This is a genomic window from Erwinia aeris (genome assembly GCF_041224955.1).
GTDB classification, from domain to species: Bacteria; Pseudomonadota; Gammaproteobacteria; order Enterobacterales; family Enterobacteriaceae; genus Erwinia; species Erwinia aeris.
Map to the genome: position 1 here is coordinate 1 of NZ_JBGFFX010000002.1, position 21,754 is coordinate 21,754.

The 21,754-nt window shown below is 55.1% G+C and carries 17 protein-coding genes and 2 pseudogenes; 3 read left to right on the forward strand and 16 right to left on the reverse strand.

The features are described 5' to 3' along the window. Positions 1-220: 220 nt before the first annotated feature. Positions 221-670 (reverse strand): hypothetical protein, encoded by a 450-nt coding sequence (locus tag AB6T85_RS03635; RefSeq protein WP_369895037.1) that lies wholly within the window; start codon positions 668-670, stop codon positions 221-223. 43 nt (positions 671-713) lie between these two features. On the opposite strand from AB6T85_RS03635, the gene AB6T85_RS03640 reads away from it, so the two are divergent. Next, positions 714-899, forward strand: coding sequence for a SymE family type I addiction module toxin (locus AB6T85_RS03640; RefSeq protein WP_369895053.1), 186 nt, complete (start codon positions 714-716; stop codon positions 897-899). Positions 900-951: 52 nt separating this feature from the next. Here AB6T85_RS03640 and AB6T85_RS03645 read toward each other — a convergent pair whose 3' ends face one another. The 13 genes and pseudogenes from AB6T85_RS03645 to xerC all read right to left on the reverse strand — a co-directional run bounded on the left by AB6T85_RS03645 (position 952) and on the right by xerC (position 10,238). Beyond that, positions 952-1,254, reverse strand: a complete 303-nt coding sequence (locus AB6T85_RS03645) for a hypothetical protein (RefSeq protein ID WP_369894834.1) — start codon at positions 1,252-1,254, stop codon at positions 952-954. A gap of 712 nt (positions 1,255-1,966) precedes the next feature. Then, a pseudogene (locus tag AB6T85_RS03650) lies at positions 1,967-2,855 on the reverse strand (VENN motif pre-toxin domain-containing protein); the annotation flags it as partial. Between the two features lie 117 nt (positions 2,856-2,972). Then, complete coding sequence (locus tag AB6T85_RS03655; RefSeq protein ID WP_125290993.1) at positions 2,973-3,164, reverse strand: DUF4926 domain-containing protein; 192 nt, start codon at positions 3,162-3,164, stop codon at positions 2,973-2,975. A 14-nt stretch (positions 3,165-3,178) separates the two neighbouring features. Continuing rightward, positions 3,179-3,973, reverse strand: a complete 795-nt coding sequence (locus AB6T85_RS03660; protein WP_369894835.1) for a DUF6883 domain-containing protein — start codon at positions 3,971-3,973, stop codon at positions 3,179-3,181. Between the two features lie 26 nt (positions 3,974-3,999). Continuing rightward, positions 4,000-4,218 (reverse strand): hypothetical protein, encoded by a 219-nt coding sequence (locus AB6T85_RS03665; protein WP_301731076.1) that lies wholly within the window; start codon positions 4,216-4,218, stop codon positions 4,000-4,002. Further along, complete coding sequence (locus tag AB6T85_RS03670) at positions 4,215-5,075, reverse strand: hypothetical protein (RefSeq protein WP_369894836.1); 861 nt, start codon at positions 5,073-5,075, stop codon at positions 4,215-4,217. The genes AB6T85_RS03665 and AB6T85_RS03670 overlap by 4 nt, the downstream gene beginning before the upstream one ends. A 104-nt stretch (positions 5,076-5,179) precedes the next feature. Then, complete coding sequence (locus AB6T85_RS03675; protein ID WP_369894837.1) at positions 5,180-5,404, reverse strand: hypothetical protein; 225 nt, start codon at positions 5,402-5,404, stop codon at positions 5,180-5,182. After that, on the reverse strand, positions 5,401-6,405 hold the full coding sequence (locus AB6T85_RS03680; protein ID WP_369894838.1) for a polymorphic toxin type 17 domain-containing protein: 1,005 nt from the start codon (positions 6,403-6,405) through the stop codon (positions 5,401-5,403). The genes AB6T85_RS03675 and AB6T85_RS03680 overlap by 4 nt, the downstream gene beginning before the upstream one ends. 136 nt (positions 6,406-6,541) lie before the next feature. Beyond that, positions 6,542-6,985, reverse strand: a complete 444-nt coding sequence (locus AB6T85_RS03685; protein WP_502092338.1) for a PM0498 family protein — start codon at positions 6,983-6,985, stop codon at positions 6,542-6,544. After that, complete coding sequence (locus tag AB6T85_RS03690) at positions 6,982-7,680, reverse strand: hypothetical protein (protein ID WP_369894841.1); 699 nt, start codon at positions 7,678-7,680, stop codon at positions 6,982-6,984. The genes AB6T85_RS03685 and AB6T85_RS03690 overlap by 4 nt, the downstream gene beginning before the upstream one ends. Positions 7,681-8,551: 871 nt before the next feature. After that, positions 8,552-8,857 carry a type II toxin-antitoxin system RelE/ParE family toxin gene (locus tag AB6T85_RS03695; RefSeq protein WP_369894842.1) on the reverse strand — a complete coding sequence of 102 codons (306 nt, stop codon included), beginning with the start codon at positions 8,855-8,857 and terminating at the stop codon, positions 8,552-8,554. Continuing rightward, positions 8,854-9,132: an antitoxin of toxin-antitoxin stability system gene (locus AB6T85_RS03700; RefSeq protein WP_369894843.1), complete on the reverse strand. Its 279-nt coding sequence runs from the start codon at positions 9,130-9,132 to the stop codon at positions 8,854-8,856. The genes AB6T85_RS03695 and AB6T85_RS03700 overlap by 4 nt, the downstream gene beginning before the upstream one ends. A 56-nt stretch (positions 9,133-9,188) precedes the next feature. Beyond that, positions 9,189-10,238: a site-specific tyrosine recombinase XerC gene (gene xerC, locus AB6T85_RS03705; RefSeq protein ID WP_369894844.1), complete on the reverse strand. Its 1,050-nt coding sequence runs from the start codon at positions 10,236-10,238 to the stop codon at positions 9,189-9,191. Between xerC and AB6T85_RS03710 the strand changes: the two are divergent. Next, positions 10,158-10,400, forward strand: a pseudogene (locus AB6T85_RS03710) (RstR family transcriptional repressor); the annotation flags it as partial. The gene xerC and the pseudogene AB6T85_RS03710 sit on opposite strands and share 81 nt — an antisense overlap. A gap of 126 nt (positions 10,401-10,526) precedes the next feature. Beyond that, positions 10,527-10,820 carry a SymE family type I addiction module toxin gene (locus tag AB6T85_RS03715; RefSeq protein ID WP_369895039.1) on the forward strand — a complete coding sequence of 98 codons (294 nt, stop codon included), beginning with the start codon at positions 10,527-10,529 and terminating at the stop codon, positions 10,818-10,820. Between the two features lie 71 nt (positions 10,821-10,891). On the opposite strand, the gene AB6T85_RS03720 is transcribed toward AB6T85_RS03715, so the two are convergent. Both AB6T85_RS03720 and AB6T85_RS03725 read right to left on the reverse strand, forming a co-directional pair. Further along, complete coding sequence (locus tag AB6T85_RS03720) at positions 10,892-11,305, reverse strand: hypothetical protein (RefSeq protein WP_062749673.1); 414 nt, start codon at positions 11,303-11,305, stop codon at positions 10,892-10,894. A gap of 6 nt (positions 11,306-11,311) precedes the next feature. After that, positions 11,312-21,733 (reverse strand): hemagglutinin repeat-containing protein, encoded by a 10,422-nt coding sequence (locus AB6T85_RS03725; protein WP_369894846.1) that lies wholly within the window; start codon positions 21,731-21,733, stop codon positions 11,312-11,314. Between the last annotated feature and the right edge of the window lie 21 nt (positions 21,734-21,754).

Here is a 21,754-nt window from a genome sequence, read left to right on the forward strand (position 1 = left end):
TCGAGCATCTGGCTGCCAATAGGGCCGCCGCTGCTCATGCCCACGCTCTGGTGTTCGACCTTATAGTCCGCGTGGTTTTCAATACTGCTGAAGCCCAGCGTGCCCGTATCCAGCCGGTTTTTATCCGTCGCTGCCGTTGAGCTGATACCACGCCGAAAAGGCAGTCACGTATGATCCAGAAAAGGACTGTGGAGTGGCGAAAGCTGAATTAACTACATGATTACCAATGAAAGATCTTGGAGGGATGGTCTTGATTTACATCGTAACCGTTTAATTTTATATATAACCGTATTTTTTCACTCGGGAATAGAGGATATAATATCAAACTTACATTGAATATAAATAATTTAGGCGACAAGGCTATTACATTATAAATATTGTTCAGGTAACCATATAAACAGCTTGGTCTGCTGGCAGAAGCTAAACCAACATCGTTACCCAGCCAGCCCGGGCGCTCTGTCATATCAATGCCGCCCTGAGCAATCTTCTTATCAACAACTTGCGCTTCCAGTGGATTATCTTTCAGTTTTTGTTCAGTGTCTGCACTTTGCTTATCGCTGACCTTTTTCCACTTATCGATAACTGCCTGGCAGTCACCACCTGAGCTCCGGCAATCTGACAGCTCTTTATCAAAACTCAGTGACTGGCTGGAAGAGGCTGGATTTACGATCGACACGCCGGTTGAAGTCCGGGTGCTGCCGGGCTGTCTGATCGTGACTGCTAAGGAACCGCAGCCAGAGACGGCAGAGCCGAAAGTCGTCGTCGCGTTGCATAAGGCCTGTAAAAAGCTCTCTGCCCGCAAGCAGCGTCAGATTGCGGAGTTTATCCAGGTCATTGCCACGCCGCAGAAGCGGCCACGGAGGCTCCCGGAAGGAACTGTGGAGTGGCTGCCGCTTTAAGGTAATAAGCTGATTGTAAAGTTAAATCCCGGCCAGACCGGGATTTTGTTAGTCAGTAAAAGTCAGGCTCTATTTGACCTTCAGCTTTTAGAATTTCAATAAAACGCTTGTAAGTCTTTGGATCACCCTCGACAAGATCATCCAATATTCTTTCTGCAATGAGTGGTTTAAAAAACATACCATCTTCAAAAAAAATAAAATCACCTGACATTGTAGGATCAACAATGCCTACTTTATCTGCATTAAAAACAGATAAGCCATAATCTTTTACTAAACCATAGAAATAGGTTTTGCCTTTAATCCAGTAAATGGCATAGACATCTATTAGTGTTCCGTCGTTTTCTTTTATTTTCATTTAACAGCATCCTTAATAGAATCAATCACCTTGGCAGGGTCATTAACACTTCTCTGAGGTGTGGTTATTTTCATATCATAAGCTTTACCAGTTATGGAATTATATTGGTAATGTACTGTTATAGTTGAGCCATTAGATAGTTTTTGCTTTGCTTCCATTTTCTGGAAGCCTGCAGATGTTGGGAAGCGAGCATCCTTATTCATTCCTTTGAGCGGTTCTCCTGCAGAACCTGGATTAGCCCGAATCTGATTCCACACAACTTTCTCATTCAGATCACGCGGGAAAGCATTCTGTATCCCTTTAGCTGTCGTTGTAAATTCAGCTCTCTCAATTAACTGCTGCTGTTCCCTTGTTAGCCGCGATATTGGATTGTTTGCTGTCGGTTTCTCAACGGTTAACCCAAATATCACACCTGCCAATACCGCCTTACTGAGGTTATTCTTGTGCAATTCCGTATTGTTAGCCACCGGTTCCAGCTCAGAGATTGAGTAGGTAACCAGCTGCTGACACTGTGTATTACAGTCCGGCGAAGCCTTTAGTACTTTCAGCTTCTCAAGCTCTGCTTTCTGCTCTCTAATCGGTATTGCTGTTGTAAGCGCCTTACCCTGTTTCTCTGCATCCAGCTTTTTCAGATCTGCTACAAGCTGGTCTCTCTCCTCATCGGTCTTCGCGTTTGCATATTTCTCGGTGAATGACGTGACGTCCGTATCGCTGAGATAATTATTCTCAACCGCGTTCTTACCCGCCTGAGCCCCCGCAACAACATCCGCCGTACTGTCACCCACTACGCCGCCAGCCAGACCCGCCGCCAGCGTCCCCAGCGCACTTATCGTCTGTCGCTGCTCCTCAGACAGGTCTTTACGTTTAACGCCCGGATACAGCTGCTGCGCGATGTACTCGCCCATCACCGCGCCCGAGGCTCCGGCCAGCGCAGCATTGCCCGCCGCGTACGAGGTTACCGCACCCAGCACCGCGTGCGCCATCAGGTTCGCCTGGACATTAACCTTACCGTTCGCATCTGTGGTCAGCTCGTGTATCTTTTCCGCCAGGTACGGTGACGCCCGCTGCGATATATCGGCTTCCGTATAGGGCTTACCGCTTGCCGCCAGCTGCTCACGCGCCGCCTGAAGAGCCGCCGGGTCCTGCTGCGCCTTCATCCCCGCTATCTGGCCCTGCGTCCGGGCGATATCTCCCGCCTGAGCGCCTATCTCACCTATCAGCTGCGCCGCCTTCAGCCGGTTCTGCTCCTTCTCTTTATCAAAGATGACGTCCAGCCCCGGATTGGCGTTAGCCACGTCGCGGCTGAGGTCTGCAACGTCCTGCGTCTGCTTTTCCTTATCGCGGATAACTATCGTACCTTCCGATACCGCCGCCTTCGTCACCGAGTCCGCGCTGCCGCTGTCGTTCAGCCCCGCCAGCATGCCGTTCGCCATGTTCCCGGCGAACTGACCGCCCACGCTGCCGCCCGTGCTTATCCCCGCACTCTGGTGCTCTACCTTATAGTCCGCGTGATTGTGGATGCCGCCAAAGCCCAGCGTGCCGGTGTCGAGTTTATTCAGGCTGGCATCTGCCATACTCGCAATAACCGCGCCGTTCAGCTCGAGATTACCGCTGCGCCCGGTGTGCTCCGGTTGCAGCGGCGGTAAGCGGGGGATTCAAGGGCTTGAAAGCAAAAATCCCGGCTCACTGGCCGCGATTTCATTTATTGGAGCATAATATTAGTTCAATAGCCGAATGTCGTCTGGATAAACAGTCAAAACATCTAACGTCTCACCATTAGCATCAACAAACTCTACTTCATAGCCTAAAGTAGGTTCTGTATATACCATGACAACAGCACCTTTACATCCTGCGGCTATAGAGTCAGATAACACTTTGGTGGCCTTAACGACATCATATTCTTTAATCATAATTTTAGCACCCGTTATTTCTTAGCCGGAATAGCTGTCACAAGTCTAACGACACCATCATTATTCTTAATCCAACCGAATTTCACATCTATTGTTCTTCCGTTAGCACCAGTGATAGATATTACTTGGTCATATTTAACACCGTGCTGCGTTTCTGCTGTTTTCACAGCTTTGCCTGGTTCGAAGACAATTTGTTTCGCAAGATCGCTTGAATTCCCTTTGTTAAAACCGAGGGCTTTATCAAACCATTCAGCCTTGCTTCCGCCAACAGGATGATCTTTCGCTAACAGGTAATTAGTTAATTTATTATCAACACTAGTTTGCGTCTCTGGTGCGTTTTTCGCTCCGTTTTTGACTGCACTTCCTCCAGTATTAGGCTTATTTTTCCCAACTCCTGCCGCAATTCCCGCAGCACTGGTTCCTGCCACCTGTGCCAGCGAGTTTATCGCGACCTGCTTCGCTTCAGGTGAATCACCGGACATCAGCGCATTATGAATCGCCGCATTTCTGTCCGCCTCAAGCTGGATCGTAGTCACCTGAAGGATTGAAAGCTCGTTCTGATCTGCCGGACTCAGACCGCCATCAGCTCGGGCTTTTTCCAGCAACTCACTGGTACGGTTAGCATAATCAGCCTGTAACCTGCCAACTTCATTCGCTTTATCAACACAGTCCTGAGCGCCTGTACACTCCATCACGCGCTTTTGTTGTGCTGCTGAAATCTGCTTGTACTTCTCGGTTACTGCGCCTTCACAGGCTTTGTTGCCCTGACACTGCGACATTTCCTGAACGCGGGACTGGTTTTCCTGCACACTCAGCGCATTATTCTCAACAACAACTACTTACGAGAATGCCTTCGTATTTGTAGGTAAAGTATCAACCAAGTGCCAGCCCCTCCCCATAACCCGACAATAGCACCAATCACCCCATATTTGATATACACCTCTTGAGAGATTGGTTCTGGAGTGATAAGCCAAATGCTAACTACCATTCCTAAAGAAAAAGTAACTGCCAGAATAAACATCAGCTTAATAAGTTCTAATAGAGGATGTTTCATTTACCACCACCATTAGCTTCTTTTTGAGTCACACTACTTGCACCTTCTGATATTAATGAACCACCAAGCCCACCCAGGGTCCCAGGTAAAGGACTCATTTCACCACCTTTTAATAAATATCCGGGACCAAAAGACGATTCAGAGTATTTTAAGGCATTTTTGCTGGCGTCCATTCCAAGCTGGTTTTTGATGTATTGCGATTCAAACTTATTAGTAATTGAAGCACCAATATTATAGCCAAGGCCTGTACCAGCCATGCTACCCACTACTGATGCAGTACTGTCCTGGCCTTCAATCTGGCTGCTCATGTAAGCACTACCGGCACCCAACAACTGGTTAGCGTAATATCCTTTCCCGGCTGTACCTGCACCGGTTAAGCCTGACATCATGAAACTGAGATAATCGAACTTCTCACCGGTATTGCCGGTTGCAATCTGGACCGCCCCATTTGCCCCGAAGCTCAGCCCGGCACTGATAACTTTTTCTGACAATGTTGCCGATGAAGCAAACAGTGAACTAACCCCCGCTACAGCCCCCCAATAATTTTCGGGCTCACCGAAGAAAGCCAGAGCTCTATCCCCCTGTGACGTATTGCTATTCAGATAGTTCAGGTCGTATCTGTTGCCTTCAATGACGTAGTCCTTCACATCCTGGTTTTCCAGCGAACCATATAGCCAGCCAGGTCGACCTGCCGCGCTGAGTCCGCCCTCAATATTCCATTTATCTTCCCCGGATAGAGCCGTCAGAGGGTCAGCAGCGACATCAATATGCAATTTCAGTCGGTTATCAGCACTAATTACAGCATACTTGTTCTGTATATCTCCGCATTCACGGCCAGCTTTACGACAGGCTGTCATTTCTCTGTCAAAAGCATGCGCCTCGTCGTAGCTCAGATAGTTATTCTCAACCTCGTCGCTGAGTGACAGATAAAAATATCCCGGTTTGAAGACCGGGATATTTTTCAGTAATAATCTTCTCGCGTAAAACAGACACCTGTAGGTACAAGATCATTTTTATCAAAGTAAACAGCCATTTCTTTTCCATGTATGGCAACAGAGTAACCATACACAACACCATTTTCCTCGCTTATGCCAAGAACCGCCCCCTTACAGCCAACATATTTATTATTCTTGGCTCCAGCTATGACTTCTACTTCATAATAAAAATCAATTTTCATATCAATCACTTATGAGTAACCTTACCATCTAGAGATATGTTTAGATGCGAGCCATCGCGTGTCGCCCAACCTAACTGAGCTTTACCAGTACGTGATAACTGTACATCCCATTCAAACTCCTGCCCTGCTGTACGAGATGGGCCTTTTACCCATTCATTCTTAAATTTGTCAATATAACCATTATTTGGCCCTCTCGGTAGAGGTTGAGATGGAGAGTATCCTTCCGGCGGTATGTAACGGATTTTCCCTTTATTAGGAAGCTGAACATAATTTATACGGGCTTTAGTTGACCATGGTTGCGCACTGCCAGCGGTCCCTCCAGGATTGAAGGGGGGTTCATCAACATAATTGAGGTTTTTATCTGCATTCGGTACAGACGGCTTGCTGGCTTTAGCTGGTATCCCGGCCTGCATACCTTTCATACCGGCCAGCGCTACCGCTATCGCCTGCGTCTGCATTGCAGAGTCATAATCTTTCGCAACGTCATTCCAGTCACGATGCGTTGACGCCGCTATTGCAGTTATCGCCTGGTCACGGCTGATACTTCCCGCATCCACTCCCTGAAGAATGTTTTCCAGATTCGCCGCTTCGTGTGGATAAAGATCCTTATAAATAAGCGAATAACTGACATTTTCACCGTACTTCTTCAGTGCTTCCTGTGCCGGGCTAACCAGCGCACCACAGGCTGAACCCCCTTTATTACCATCCGTACAGACCGCTTTTATCGCTTCATCACGCGCTTTACCTGTCTGATTAATCGTCGCCAGTTCTTTCGCTTCAGCCGGTGTTAACTCCTGTTTCAGGTAGTCGCGCTTCGTCTCCAGCTGTTTCTTTCTGTCTGCTTCCTGAACGCTCAGCCAGTTATTCTCAACAACAACTTCATCCGCTACGGCATCAGCAGCAGTAACCGATGTTTCCCTGTCTTTTCCGTGAGTTAGAAGCTGTTTTTCAGTGCATTCTGATGTGCCGACGCATAGCCCCGACGCGCACTTTTGCACCCCGTTATCCATTTTCCTGACACTGTTAAAGAGCAACTATAACAACCGTAGTAGTATCAGGCATGCAAAGCGTGCCAATAAAATTGGCCACTGATTACAGCAGCACGGTCAGCCTGCAACACAAGGGTTGGGATTTTTTTCTTACAATTCAAAGTGGTGTACTCGTTTCCAGAATAGCATCTTCATATTTGTCAAGATTACTATTTAACCAATTTTCACCTTCGCGCTTCATATGAGTTTTAATAACAGATCCAAAATCATCAAGAGAAATAATGACATTTAGATATTCAGCCTTATTATCATTATTACATTCCCATTGACTTAGTATTTTATTACAAAATAAACAAGAATAGTCTAGGTATCTTTCAGAAACGTAATCATCGATATGGAAGGAATTTACGAAACATTCAATTCCTGTTTTATCAAAATGATTATTTATCCCAGGATTACCCTTGAATAGACCAGCCAAAAAGACACATCCATCAACTATTATAAAACCACAATCCACCCATAGTTGAAGTTCTTCAGGAAGAGAGAGGTCCTTCCAGTCTGCATTGATAATTTTCTTCATCATCAGTGAATTACACTTCATTTTTTCTCTCCAAGATATTGCGTCATACCTTTATCGATAGCTTTCTTAAATGAGCTGTCATTCAATAAGTTATTTACTGATTTAGGCGCATCAGGGAATGAATTTTTTTGGGGATCGTAAAGGTATTTATTTCCCTTATTATCCTGATAATGTAACTGTCCTGGTCTTTGACCTGGATTAGGGTTTTCAACATCTATTCGTTCTTTTCCAGTACCTTTCCATATAGTCTTACTGGCAGTTTGAACACCATTCTGACCCAGCATCGAATCTTGCTGAATATTACCTTTTCCTGAGCCAGCCTTTCCAATCCCGGCAGCTATTCCCGCCGCACTGGTTCCGGCTACCTGTGCCAGTGAGTTTATCGCAAGCTGTTTCGCTTCAGACGAATCATCAGACATTAACGCATTGTGAATTGCCGCATTTCTGTCTGCTTCAAGCTGGATAGACGTCACCTGAAGGATCGAAAGCTCGTTCTGATCTGCCGGACTCAGACCGCCATTAACTCGCGCTTTTTCCAGCAACTCATTGGGACGGTTAGCATAATCAGTCTGCAACCTGCCAACTTCATTCGCTTTGTCAACACAGTCACGAGCGCCTGTACACTCCACAACACGCTTTTGTTGTGCCGCTGAGATCTGCCTGTACTTCTCGGTGACTGTTCCCTCACAAGCTTTATTGCCCTGACACTGAGACATTTCCTGAACGCGGGACTGGTTTTCCTTAACACTCAGCGCATTATTCTCAACAACAACTTCTTACGCTGTGGAACTTGCCGCCGAACTTAACTTTTCCCTGTGCTTTCCGGTAATTACAGCCGGTTTTGTATGTCGCGTTTTGATGCCCGGTGATATTTTCCCCGACGCGCTTTTCTGACCCGTAACACGCTACCGCCCGGCCGTGGCGCTGTGCCTGCACCCGCGCATTTTACCAGCGTTGCCCGTTCTGTCATTACTGCTTTGCATCAGATGCTTCCCCGGTTCACAGCTTGCCTGTGGGCCGGGGAAGTATCCGCCGGGCGCGGGCTGGCGAGGCCCGCAAGCGACGGAACGGCGCTCTGTTCCACCGCTGTCTGACCGGGTTTTGATTTTGCATGACAACACTGAACCGGGGCGGGAAGCGGTAGCTGGCGAGGCGGGAACGAGCAACGCAGTGCGAGCCGCCGCAGCCAGACGCAGCCGGGCGGGCATGAACGCCCTTTAGCGGAGGCCGCAGGCCGACAACCGCTTTGCCGTTTGCTGAACACGATCAAGATGCCAACGCCGCCAGGGATGGCGGCCTCACCCGGTGCTGAACGCGGGCGGCGCAAGACATAACGCAGATTATACGCATACGAGCGCATGACGGGGTTTATGTGGTGTACATGAGGCGGGCGCGAGAGTGCGTATAATCTCCGGCGTTATGTTGAACGGACGAACGGCCAGCTGCTGACTGCCAGAACGCGCCGCCACTTACCGCTGGCCGGGCGACCGTTTACCCCCCCGCACCCAGGACGTGAAGAAGGCAGATCGCGCCAGGGATGGCGCGCTCTGCCGTAACCCGGAACAGTCCGGCTCACAGAGTGCTCCGCTAGCTCTGCTGGCTGTACGGCGACACCGGCGGCCAGCACCGGGCTGTGTGGATCAGCGTCACTATCCAGACGATACCGGCTTCTTCATCCGCTTCGTACACAAGCCGGTAATGCTCATGCGGTATCAGCTCCCGCGTGCCGGCTATTTTTCCCACCACACCCATCAGCGGATGCTCTGCCAGCCTGGCTGCTGCTTCGTTGAACCGTTCATCCAGTTCCATCGCCGCCAGCGGGTTTCGTTCTGCCAGGTAATCCCATATTGCTGTACGGTTGTTGAGCGCTTCCTGCGCCCAGAGCACTTTCACGCTTTCCCCGCCAGTTTTGCACGACGCGCGGCGAACTGCGCTTCAACCTCTTCGTTGCTCACAACGTTACCTGCCCGTATATCCTGCCGTCCTCTCTCCACTTTCTGTGCCAGGTAAGCATCGTAAGCCCGGCTTTCGTTCTGTCGCCGGATGTATTCCCGCATCAGCTCGCGTATCACCTGCGAGGCCGGTCTGTCGCTGGCTTTCGCTGCGGCGATAAAGTCTTCCCGCAGCGAGCTTTCCAGCTTCATCGTGAACACCGCTTCTTTAGGCATGGTTCTTTCTCTCATTCCGCTCATATACTGACCGAGTATATACCTTATCATCACCTTTACTCCATATTGTCTGGTTTCTCGCTGTCCCGCTGCTCAGCCGGATGCGTACTCGCATGTACTGCCTGCAACGCCCGGATGCTGACCTGCGTGTAGATCTGCGTACTCTCCACGCTCCGGTGGCCCAGCATCACCTGGATCCACCGCAGCTCTGCGCCGTTCTCCAGCATCTGCGTCGCCATCGCGTGACGGAACAGGTGGCAGCTCCCTTTGTCGATGCCCGCCGCTCTCAGGTACGGCACCACCGCCCCGGTGATACCGTGCGCCGTCAGACCCGCCACGCCGTCCATCGCCAGGAACAGCGCTTTACACTCCGGGCTGACCAGTATCTGCGGGCGAACATCCAGGATATAGCGCTCCAGCCACCACAGCGCCCGTTCGCCCACCGGGATAACCCTGTCCTGCTTCCCCTTACCCTGTTCGATGGTCAGTATCTGGCGACCGAAGTCCGCGCTGTATATGTCCAGCACCGTCACCTCGCCACGCCGGATACCCGTTGACCACAGCAGCTCCAGCAGCGCCCGGTCCCGGATACCCTGGGGCGTCGTCAGGTCGCACAAGTTCAGCACTTCTTCCACCTGCTCCACGCTCAGGATGGTGCGCGGCAGACGTCTCTCCAGTCTCGGCAGCTCCAGGTCCGCCGCCGGGTTCGCCAGTATCAGACCCTGTTTCGCCATCCAGGAGAACCACACCTGAAGCGGCTGAAGCGCCGTCCGCTGCGTCCTGCTCGTCAGCGGCTCGCCGTTGCTCTTGCGGTACTGATACAGCCAGCGCTGCCAGCTCTCCAGCACCGGTCGGGTGACCTCCGCCGCATAGTGCAGGCCGCGCTCTGCCGCCCAGCAGATAAAGCGGTAGCTGTGATGCGTCTGCACCTTCAGCGTGGTTTCCGACCAGTTGCGCTCCTGCCGCCACTTCACGAACCGCAGCAGCAGCGCGTACAGGCTTTTCGGGTGCGTCGCCGGGCCGACCGGCTGCCCTCTCTGGATGCGCTGAAGAAGATAGCCACCACGCTGCACGTCAGTACCGATTTTTTGCTGTTTGATGAACATGAACGTGGCCCGGACGGCGAGCTGGCACTTCAGTTTGAAGCCATCAGTCAGCTGCCGGAGAATGAGCAGGCGATAGTGCGCGAAGTGCTGGAGAGCCTGATTATCAAGTATCAGTCCCGCCGCTGGGACTCTGCAAGGAAAGCGGTTAAAGAAGAGAGTTAATACAGACGCGGGCTGAAGGTGCGCTAACACCACCAACCCGCTGACCACAACCAACTATCAAGGAGTTGATTATGGCTGAGACACATCATAAGCCAGAGATTGCCACACACAACCCGTTGTTATACCGTGGGTTATGTCAGTGACGCGAAGTACCAGCCCGTTCCGGCTGTCACACTGAAGGGCCACTGGCTGAAGGAGATGGGTTTTGATACAGGGACGGCGCTGGAGGTGAAGGTTTTACCGGGCTGTCTGATACTGGCCGCGCAGGAGCCACTGCCGGAACCACCCGCAGAGCCGGAGGTGGTGACCACCCTGAGGAAGGCCTGCAAGAAGCTCTCTGACCGTAAGCAGCGGCAGATTGAGGAGTTTATTGAACTGGTCGCCACGCCGCAGCGGCGACTGAGAAGTGGCGGTAACTGACTGGTGTACAAAGTAAAATCCCGGCTCAGCGGCCGGGATTTAGTAATAATAACTAAAATAGCAAATCCAGATTACCTCAGCCAAAAAGGCATATCATCTGAAGTCAGAACATCATATTCTTCTTTTGGCCTGTCTATATCTGAGACGCAATATGGCATATCTGTAATAATAATTTTTACCGCCTGATAAATATTCCAATCCTCATAAAAAGCTTTAGCTGATTGAAAACACCATTCAATACTCTCAAAATACTTCGAAAACTCCATCAGGAAACTTTCATGTGAAAGCGATTTTAGTTCTTGTATAACTAATTGAGTTTCACCAATTTCATCAAGGTTAACATATTTTTTATACAGCCTTTCCAATAAGTTACGCTCCCTTTCATTACGGGAAAGATGATGCAAAACATCAAAAAAACGAACCATATCTGAAGGGCTACCCAACTCAAAAAAAGAGCTTCCACCACAGAAACCAACATGTTTCATTTGTTGTTACCTTTTGAACCTAATAGAGGTTGGGTCAATAGCACCATTGGATTTCCCAACAATACCTTTAATAATCTCTCGTTCCTGATCTAATGAAATTGTTTGCCCACGAGTATCTATAACAACACGCTGTTGCATTCCCGCAGGTAAATTCTTCTGCCGCTCAATTGCCTGTTTTGCTACGTTATTAATCAGCCCATTTTTGTTAGTCGTAATATTATAGTTTTTCACTTCAACACTACAGACATTTCCCTGACACCAGTCAGGGCGAACCCCACCTTTTGTACCGTAGGGAACTTCTTTACCATCTTTGAAGCTGACTTGTTCGCGCCATCCGTCACCGAGATCTTTACCTACATCTATTTCAGATTGCCTGTGACCTGGGCGGACTACAGTTTCAATTTCATCGCTGGCTTTATTGATCAGCTTCGACGCTTCAGCAACATCCCCTTTATTCAGCGCTGCTCTTGCTGCCCTGAATATCTTGCCAGCAACCCGTTCACCCGGAATAACTGAAGCAATAGCTTCAAGATATCCAAGCGCACTTTCTGCTTCCGCCACGCTTTTCAACGTACCCACTACCGGCACAAAATCCAGACCGAGAGACACTGCCCCTGCAACCATTTCCTGCCGGTAAGCTTCCAGTCTGACAGAACATGCTTCCGCACCCAGCCCTGCACACTGCTCTTTTTTAATCTCTTCGAGCGTTTCTTCAGTGTGTTCTCTGGCAACCTGTTGCGGTGATTTACCTGCGGCCAGAGCATCGGTGAGGTCGGACAACGTATTATTCTCAACCGCGTTCTTCCCGGCCTGCGCGCCCGTCACCGCACCGCCGGCACTGTCCCCGGCAAGCCCGCCCGCCAGCCCCGCCGCCAGCGTCCCCAGCGCGCTGATGGTCTGACGCTGCTCCTCGCTCAGGTCTGCACGGTCCACGCCCGGATAGAGCTGCTGCGCGATATACTCGCCCGCCGCACCGCCTGACGCTCCCGCCAGCGCCGAACCGCCCGACGCCTGCGCCACCGCCGCGCCCAGCACCGCGTGCGCTATCAGGTTTGCCTCGACGTTCACCACCTCTTTGCCGTTTGCATCCGTGGTGGTGGTCGCTTTATGTATCAGCTCCGCCAGATACGGCGCCGCACCGCCCGCAACGGCTCCCGCCACGTTGCCGCCCGCCAGCGCCGAGGCCGCCGCCGTCGCCGCGCTGATGCCCTGCTGAAGGGCCCCGCCCGTTCCTTTACCGCTGTCCAGCATCGCTTTGTTATAGGATGTCTGGTACAGCTGCTGAACGATATCGCCCTGCGTCGGCGTTTTGTTCGGGTTCGCCTTCTGCCACGCTTTCTGTGCTGCTTTGAGCTCTTCCGGACCGGCCTTATTCAGCGCGTCCGTGGCCTTCTTCGTCGCCGCTATCTGGCCCTGCGTCCTCACGATATCGCTGGCCTGCAGGCCGATGTCCACCACCGCCTGCACCGTCTCCACCCGCCGCTGCTCTTTCTCCCTGTCGAAGATTTTATCCAGACCCGGGTTGGCGTTCGCCACGTCGCGGCTCAGGTCGTTCACGCTCTGCTGCTGCTTCTCACCGTTGCGAACGGTAATGGCGCCCTCGCTCACCGCCGACTTTGTCACTGACGAGGCGCTGCCGCCGCCGTTGATGCCCGCCAGCATCGTGCTGGCCAGGTTGCCGAGCATCTGGCTGCCAATAGGGCCGCCGCTGCTCATGCCCACGCTCTGGTGTTCGACCTTATAGTCCGCGTGGTTTTCAATACTGCTGAAGCCCAGCGTGCCCGTATCCAGCCGGTTTTTATCCGCCGCTGCCGTCGAGCCGATAACCGCGCCGTTCAGCTGCGTGTGGTCGCCCACCGTCACGTCAAAGCCGCCCTTGCCCGCAAAGATGCCGGTTTGTTCGGCCACGCTCTGCCAGTTGCTGTGCATCTTGTCCCGGCTCAGGTTCACGCTGGCCGAGCCACCGCCGCCGCCGAAGGTATAGCTGGCTCCGGCGCTGGCGCTCTGCTGCCTGCTGTCGTAGCGGTCGCTGTCCTGCTCCGAGGTCAGCGTCAGGTTGCGCCCGGTGTCCACCTTCACGCTGTTCCCGCTGACCTGCGCGCCCTGCAGCAGCGTGTCGCGTCCGGCGTTCAGGCTCAGGCCGTTGCCCGCGTTCAGCGTCGTCTCGCTGTGCGTCAGGCCGTTGCCGTTAGCGCGCCCTTTTGCCGCGTTGACGCTGGCCGAGACGTTGAGCCCGGTGCCGCCGGAACCGGCGGTCAGCCCCACGCCGACGCTGCCGCCCTTGCTGCTGTTGCTGCTGTCGGTTCGCTCGCTGTTCTGCGCGGAAAGCAGGCTGATATCGTTCTTCGCCGCCAGCGTCATGTCGCCGCCCGCCTGCAGCTGGCTGCCCTGCACGGTGATATCGCCCCGGCTGCCCGGCTGCGCGCCGGTGGCGGTTACCTGCACGTTGCCGCCCGCGCCCAGCGAGCTGCCCTGCGCCTGATGGCTCTCCGTGCGAGTTTCGCTTTTAGACGACTGGCTGCCGTAAGAGAGGTTAACGCCTACGGTGTTGGTCGCGCCTTCCTGATAGCCCTCATCGCCCGGCTTCAGGCCCAGCGCATCATTATGTGCGGTTGCCGCAGCGGTCTGCGCGCCATCCAGTTCATACGCCTGCTCCGCCTGGGCGACGCTCAGCGCCGCTTTGGTGTTCTGCAACGCTTTCAGGCGGCCGTCGCCGGTATCCTGCGCCGTCTGCGCCACGCTGACTGCCGTGTTCAGCGCAGCGCCCACGGTGCCGGAAAGCGCCAGCGTCAGGCCGCTCTGCTTCTGCTCGGTTCTGGTCAGTGCGGTATGGCTGTTCTCCGCTGCCGTAATCGCCACGTCGCTGCCGCTGAGCGTCAGATCTTTACCGGCAATGACGTCACTGCCGTGGATGTTAAGCTGGTTACCGGCGCTGAGCGTCACGTTGCCGTCGCTGCTGCCAATCGTGCTGCCCTTATTGAGCGCGCCGTCCGCGTCAGTGGTGCTTTTCTGCATCGCCTGGCCGACGGTAAAGCCGATGCCGCCCGTGCCCATCAGGCCCGATTTTTTCTCTTCGCGCTGGTGATTTTCCTGGTGGGATTCAGCCGCGGTGGTGACTTTCAGATCCTGTCCTGCGCTCAGCGTCACATCCTGCGTGCCCGCCACGTTGCTGCCGGTGACGGTAAGATCGCGGCCTGCCTGAAGCTGTACGCTGTCGCCGCTGAACGTGGTGCTAATCCCCTGACGATCGTGTACCTCGTCGTGCGTTTCCAGGCTGCTGGCGGACAGCAGCCCTTTGCTGCTCTGCTTGCTGTGCTCGACCAGATCGGTGCTGCTGTTGCCGGTGCCTAAAGTGATATCGCGCCCGGCGCTGGCCGTCAGCGTACCGCCAGCCGTCACTTCTGCGGCGCGGGAATAAATATCCTGCCCCGCGCTGAGCTGCAAATCGCCTGCGGTAGTAATTCGTGTGCCGACATCGTTCTGCTGCGAAAGACGACGATAATTATCGCTGCCCCAGCTGTCGTTTTCACTGTGCTGCGTGGAGACGGTGCCCAGCGTCAGATCGTTGCCCGCGCGGATCTGTGTGGTGCCGTTTTCACCCGCATTAGCGATATCGCTACCCGCCAGCGTGATGTTATGCAGCGCGCTCAGCGACAGCTTGCCGTCGGAACCCTGCACGTAGATGCCCGCAGGCCGATCCACCCATCTGTCCGTGCCGTCGCCCCGCAGCGTCGCCTGGCTGGTAATATCGCGTCCCGCCAGCAGCGAAACAGATTTATCACCGCTGATGGTGCCGCCAAGGTTGGCGATATCCTGGCGAGCGCTGAGGCTGACCTGATTACCGTCGATATACCCGCTGTTGGTCAGCGTCTGCGCCGTCAGCTGCGTCACTTCACGCCCGTGGATAGTGCCGCTATTGGTCATATCCTTTTGAGCATTCAGCGCCACGCTACCGCCACCGAGCAACGCGCCGTCGCCGGTAAGATCGCCTTCTTTTACCTTCGCATAGACCTGCGGCACCAGCACCCTCTGCTGCGTCCCGTCCGGCAGCGTGACCGTCTGGTTAACCAGCCAGACGATATCGCTGGTCAACAGCGCCATCTGCGCGGGCGTCAGCGCCACGCCGAGCGTCAGTTGGTATGTTTTACCAAAAGCCACGCCGTTATTCATCAATCCGCGGAACTGATCTTCATCATTGCTGTAGCCCGCGGTATAGCGACTGCCGGTCAGTTGCGTAATCTGATCGCGTACCAGGCGCTGTTCATAATAGCCGTCGCCCAGTCGCTTCAGGGTCTGGCTGCCGTCCGTCGACAGCGCGTTCTGCATATAGTCGCTGCCCAGCCACTGCTTCTGATTAACGAAGCGTGGATCGGTTTCCACCAGGTAGTGGCTGTCGCTGGCAGGCTGAAGCGAAAACAGGCTATTGTCTGGCAGACGCGTATCCGCCGAAACGGCGCGGATAACGGGCGTAATGCTTTGTCCGTTAACCACCGTGGCGGGCAGCGTCAGTGAGAATTGCTGCCCGGCTGGCAACAGCAGCGGACGATCCTTCTGCCCGGCCAGCTTGTCCAGCGTCAGAGTGCTGTCGTAACGCGGTGCGATAACGGGTTGCGAAGCCGTATCGCCAGACGGCGTCAGCGCGACCGCCGTCGCCGCCTGCTGGCCGTTAATCGCGCCGACCGCCCCCGCCTGTATGCTTACCGATTGCTGCTGTCGGTTGCCGGTCTGATAGCCGCTGCCCTGTGGCGCCGCGTTCGCCTGCCAGGCAAAGGTTTTCAGGTCGATGGTTTCCGTTACGGCAGCCGGACGATAGTTGCTGCTGCTTTTACCTTGAGAAGTCTTGGTGCCGCCCAGTTTCTTTTTCTTTTTCTTGGCGTACCAGCGCACCACTTTGCCGTTATCCGTCGTGACGCGCGTTCCCTTCGTGGCCTGGTTATCCAGATCGCCAATCTGCCCACCCAGCGTGGCGCCAGCCACAATCTGGCTGTCATGATTGAACAGGCGATCGGCGGTAAAGGTCATGTTGCCGCCGGACAGGATTTTGCCCGGATCGCTCGATTTGATCTGCGTTTCCTTTACCACCCGCTGATAGGTGTACTCATAAAACTCGCTGCCGCTGGTACCGTCCGGCATGCGCGCGCTGTGCACCTTATATTTATTTTTATGGCTGGTATCCACCTCGCTCCAGTCGAAACGATCGGTATGGCCTTTCAGCACCGCATCATGATGCTGAGCGTTTTCCGTGGTGACCGTTTTGGTGGTGAGGTTACGGTTGGTATTGTTGACCTCGGCCATGGCGATCGCCGCATCCCGTCCGGCTTCAATAGTCGCCCCGTCGTTATTGAGCTGCCGCCCCTGCCCGATGGCCTGATAGTTGCTGTCCAGCTGGCGGCCGATATGCATATCGCCAACGCTGTAGATCAGGGCATGGTCGCGGTTGTTCACCGTATCCGCAGCCAGATCGAGGCGATCCCGTGCGGCAATCACAGCCGCTTTGCCGCCGTCGCTGAGGTTATTCAGCACCGTAGCGGCAATGGCTATACGATCGCCAAAAATGCGGCCGGTGCCGGTATTATTCAGCACGTTGGCTACAAGGTGCGTCAGCGTGCCGTCTATCAGGCCGGTGTTATTTAGCGTATCCGCAGCGGTGACGTGCGTTTCCTGCGCGCTGATTTCCCCTTTTTTGCCGTTAGTGACGTTGCGGGCAGAGAGCCAGAGCGCATGCTGCGCGCTGATGGTGCCGTCATTGGTGAGGCTGCCGCCCGTAGCCAGCCGCAGCGTGCCGTTGGCTTTAACCTGGGAAGCATTATGGAAGTCGCCCGCCAGCGTAATGCCCAAATCACCCTGTGACAGCACCTGCCCGTCGCCGCTCAGCGAGGCGGCACCGATCTGGGCCTGCTTATCGGCAATCAGCGTGCCCTTACGGTTATTAATACTCAGCGCCTGTCCCTGAGCGGCATCCTGAACAATCAGCGTACCGGCGGAGGAGATCAGCCCGTTGAGGTTTTCCAACGCCTGCCGCACGGTCAGCGAAAGCATGGCCGTTGCCTTCAGCGCGCCTTTGCTGTTGTCCAGCGTGTCGGCCTGTACCGTCAGCGTTCCGGCCTCAATGCCCTTACCACTCTTCTGCGTGTTTTGATTGAGCAGGCGTGGCGTGGTGATAGTCAACCCCTGCCCGCCCTGGAGCAGGCCGTCGCTATTATCAAGCTGCTGAGAAAGCGTTAACCGTCCGGCGTCCACACTTTGTAGCTGGCCGGACTGATTAGCAAGCTGCCCCGCGGTCAGCGTCAGCGTTCCGGCGGAAAACAGTTTGCCGCTCTGATTTTGTAGCGCATTCTGGCCCAGCGCCAGCGTCAGATCTTTTCCGCCCTGGATCTGTCCCTGCTGATTTTCCAGCGCGCCGCTGTCGATACGGGTCGCGCCAGAACCGGCAATCAGGCCGCGCTGATTGATCAGCGTCTGGCCTGTGGTATCAATCGCGATATCGCCCGCAGATTGCAGTTTGCCGTCTGTGTTATTCAAGGCTCCGCCGCTAAAGGTCAACCCGCCGTTGCCGGCCAGCTGCCCCTGAACGTTGTTCAAATCGGCGGCCTGCAGCGACGCCAGATTGCCCGCCGCGATAAAACCGGTCTGGTTGTTAACCCCGCCGCTGCGCAGATCCAGATTACCCAAGGCGACAATGCCGTGCTGGTTGCCGCTGTCGGTATTAATCAGCGCCTGCCCCTGGGTGTCCAGCGTCAGATCGCTGCCTGCCTGTAACAGGCCGCCCTGGTTCTGTATTTCTCCTGCGGTCAGAGTCAGCTCCCCCTTACCGCCGCTCAGCGTACCTGCGCGGTTGTTGAGGTTTCCGCCGGTAAGCCGGGTCGCGTTTTTGCCAACGATCGTGCCCTGCTGATTATTTATCTCTCCAGCGTGAAGCGTTAACGTGCCGCCGCCGATCAGCTGGCCATTTTCATTAATAAAGGGATTACCCTGGGTATCCAGCCGCAGATCCTGCCCTGATTCCAGCAATCCGGCGCGGTTGTTCAGCGTGCCGGTATCCAGCTGCAAAGCGCCCCGCGCGCCCAGCTCTCCCTGCTGATGGTCAAAGGTCTGCCGATGCGTGTCGACTGTGACATTCTGCCCAATCATCACGCCGTGGTTGCCGTTGATTTGCCCGGTGTTGAGCAGCAGATCGCCTGCGGAGACAATACCGCCTTTTTGGCCACTGTCGGTATTGGTCAGCGCTGCGCCCTGGGTATCGAGCGATAATGCCTGGCCCGCCTGGATCAGGCCACGCTGATTATCTACCGCGCCGCCAGTTAGCGTCAGCGATCCGTCTGAAGCCAGCGTGCCGTCAATATTGCTCAGCGCGCCACTGTGCAGCCGGATATTGCCCGCTGCCGCCAACATGCCAGCGTCGTTATTTATATCGCCGCTGTTGAGGCTCAGCTCGCCGCCCGCGATGACGCCGCCCGACGCTCCGCTCTGCTGATTGGTAAGCGTGCGGCCATGCGTATCAAGCTGCATATCACCGCCGGACTGAATACGTCCCGCGCGGTTGTTCAGTTCGCCGCTGTTCAGCCGCAGGCTTTCCTTCGCGCTGAGGCTGCCGTCCTGATGGTCAAACGCCTGCTCATGGCTGTCGATAACAACGTTCCGCCCTTGGATCGTACCCCGATCGCCCAGGATCCGCCCGGTTGCCAGATTGAGATCGCCACGAGAGACGATCCCGCCTCGTTCGCCGCTGTCGCGGTTATCAAGCGCTGCGCCCTGCGTATCAAGCAAGAGATCCTCACCCGCCTGCAACAGGCCCCGCTGATTATCCATTGCGCCGGTGGTAAGAGAGAGTGTGCGATCTGCCAGCACAGTACCGTCGGTATTCGTCAGCGCGCCGCTGGCGATACCAGCCGCCTGTGCGGCTATAATGCCGCCACGGTTATCAGTCTCGCCGCTGGTTAGGGTCAGCGTGCCGCCACTCAGGATGCCGCCTTTACCGCTGTCGCTGTTGATCAGCTTTTGTCCGTGCGTATCGATCGTCAGATCGTGACCGGACTGGATAAGGCCCGCGTGATTATCTGTCGCGCCGCCCGACAGGCTGAGCGTGTCCTGCGCGACTACATTGCCGCTGGCGTTGATAAAATCGCCCTGCTGCGTAGCCACTACGATGCGATCGCCCAGCAGCGTGCCGCCGTGGTTATTCACTCCCTGACTTTGCGCCGTCAGCTGCTGGCTGGCTTCAATCCGCCCCCGATCGTTGTCGATAAGCCGATCCGTTTTTAGCTGTGCTTCGCCGCCCGTCGCGGAAATGCGTCCTTGCTGATTATCCAGACTTGCTGCGGCAAGGCGCAGATCCCGGTTGGCCAGCAGTTCGCCCTGATTATTGTTCAGCGCTTCGCCCGCGGTCAGAAGCAGATCGCCCTGAGCCGCCAGCAGCGTGCCGCGGCTGTTATCCAGACTGCCGGAAGCAATGCGCAGACTGCCGCCGCTTTCCATGCGACCATCCTGATTGTCCGCCGCGCCAGAGAGCGACAGCGTCATTTCACCAGGGCCGCGCTGGGAAAGCAGGCCCTGGCGGTGATCGAGCGTTTCCGCCGACAGCGTTACCGCCTGCGCCTGAGTATGCCCCTGTGAGAGATCGAGCCGCCCGCCTTTCAGATCCAGCGCCCCGGCCGACAGCAGCGCGCCCTGGTTGCCATTAAGCTGCGAGGCAGTCAGCGTCAGTGCGCCATCGCCAGCCAGCTGTATAGTCCCCTGCTGATTATCAAGTTGCTGAGCATCCAGCGAAAGCGCATGACCGTTACCGGCAATCAGCCCGCTGCGGTTTTCAATTTGTTGCGCTTTAAGATGGGTATCGCCTGCGTTAACAATCGTGCCCTGATTGTTGTGGATTTGCCCGCTGTCCAGACTCAGCGCCTCGCTGTTTTGCTGACGCAGCAGCCCGCGATTGTTACTGATGTCCCGGGCAGCAACGACCAGCTTTCCGGCTGATATTTGACCGTCATCGTTATTCAGTCGGGTAGCGGCCTGTATCTGCACCGTTTTGCCAGTCACCGTTGCGCCTGCGGTACTGATGTCGCCCTGGGTAGCGCTTAGCACTATCCCATCCGCTGCAGTCTGGCTGCCACCCAAATCGACCCGGCTTCCGTGCGCCTGGATCCCATCGCGTGCCAGGTTTTTGCCCTGCGCTTTCAGCTCGCCCTGACTGGTTAAAACCAGGCTGCCGGGCTGCGTCAGCGCGCCGCTGTCATCAACCCCTGCTGCCAGCGCGCTTCCGCCATTGCTCTCGATCCCGTTGGCGGTCAGCGTCACGTTGCCTTTTGCGGCGATGGTGCCGTCATTATGCAGGGTGCCGTTAGAGGCCAGCGTGACCGCCTGTTGTGACAGGATCCTGCCGCTGTTGGTCTGGTCATCCTGAGTAGCGATTTGCAAAGCGGCCTGGCTTTGCAGCGTGCCGCTGTTTTCCAGCCGGCCATCTACGGTCAGGCGTAGTTCGCCCGCGCCGGCGCCCAGTTCGCCGGCATTGCGTACGCCAACCCCTTTTTCGGTGCCGGTCAGGGTGATTTTGTTGGCATACATGCCGCCAAGCGCGGCGACGTCGAGCGCATAGGCTGGGCGAGCGGTCGCGTCGCTGGTTTTCACCGTGGTTACGCTACCTTCCGTAGCTACCTGATTTCGTCCGGTAACAACGTTCAGTTCTCGGGCGTGCAGCCTGGCATTTACCGCTACCGACTGTGCGACGATCTGGGTGTAATCGGCATCGCTGTCGTTTAAGCCTTTGCCCTCGATATTGATCCGCCCGCCGTTCACGTCAAAGCCTTTCAGCTGGCCGTTTTCCATAATCGGCTGGCCCGTGGTCAGGGTATTACGGCTGGCATTGATAAAACCGCAGCCGTTGCAGGTTATCCCTGCGGGATTAGCAATAACTACCGCGGCCCGCTTTCCGGCCACTTCAATAAAGCCGTTGAGCTGGCTGGGATTACGGCTGTTGACCTCATTGAGGATGACGCTGGCTTCCTGCTTTGACAGCCAGGGATTAGCCGCCACCATGCCGCCCAGCTGGGTGCGCGTGTTTTGATGACTGTTGTTCAGAATGGCACCGCGCTCGCCGACATCGAGCTGGCTGTATTGATTGCGCGAGACGCCCTGGCCGTTCGGCGTCTGGATATTAATTTGCGGCAGCCCGTTGGCGGTGGACATCACCGTCGGCTGCTGGTTGCCGGGCGCGCTGCTGTCGGCAACGATATTGGCCTGCGCAGGCAGGCTAACCGCCCCAGCCGCCAGCCAAAGCGCGAAACTAAGTGGACTGATACGGATCGGCTTTTCCGTACGCGAGTTGCGCTGACGGCGACGGGCAAGATGGCCGTAGCCGCTACGGGCAATGTCGGGCACCACCATCAGCATGCCGCGAACTTTATTGAAGATAATGCGGTAGCAAAGCTTGTTCATAATGCGCACAGTCCCTTGTCA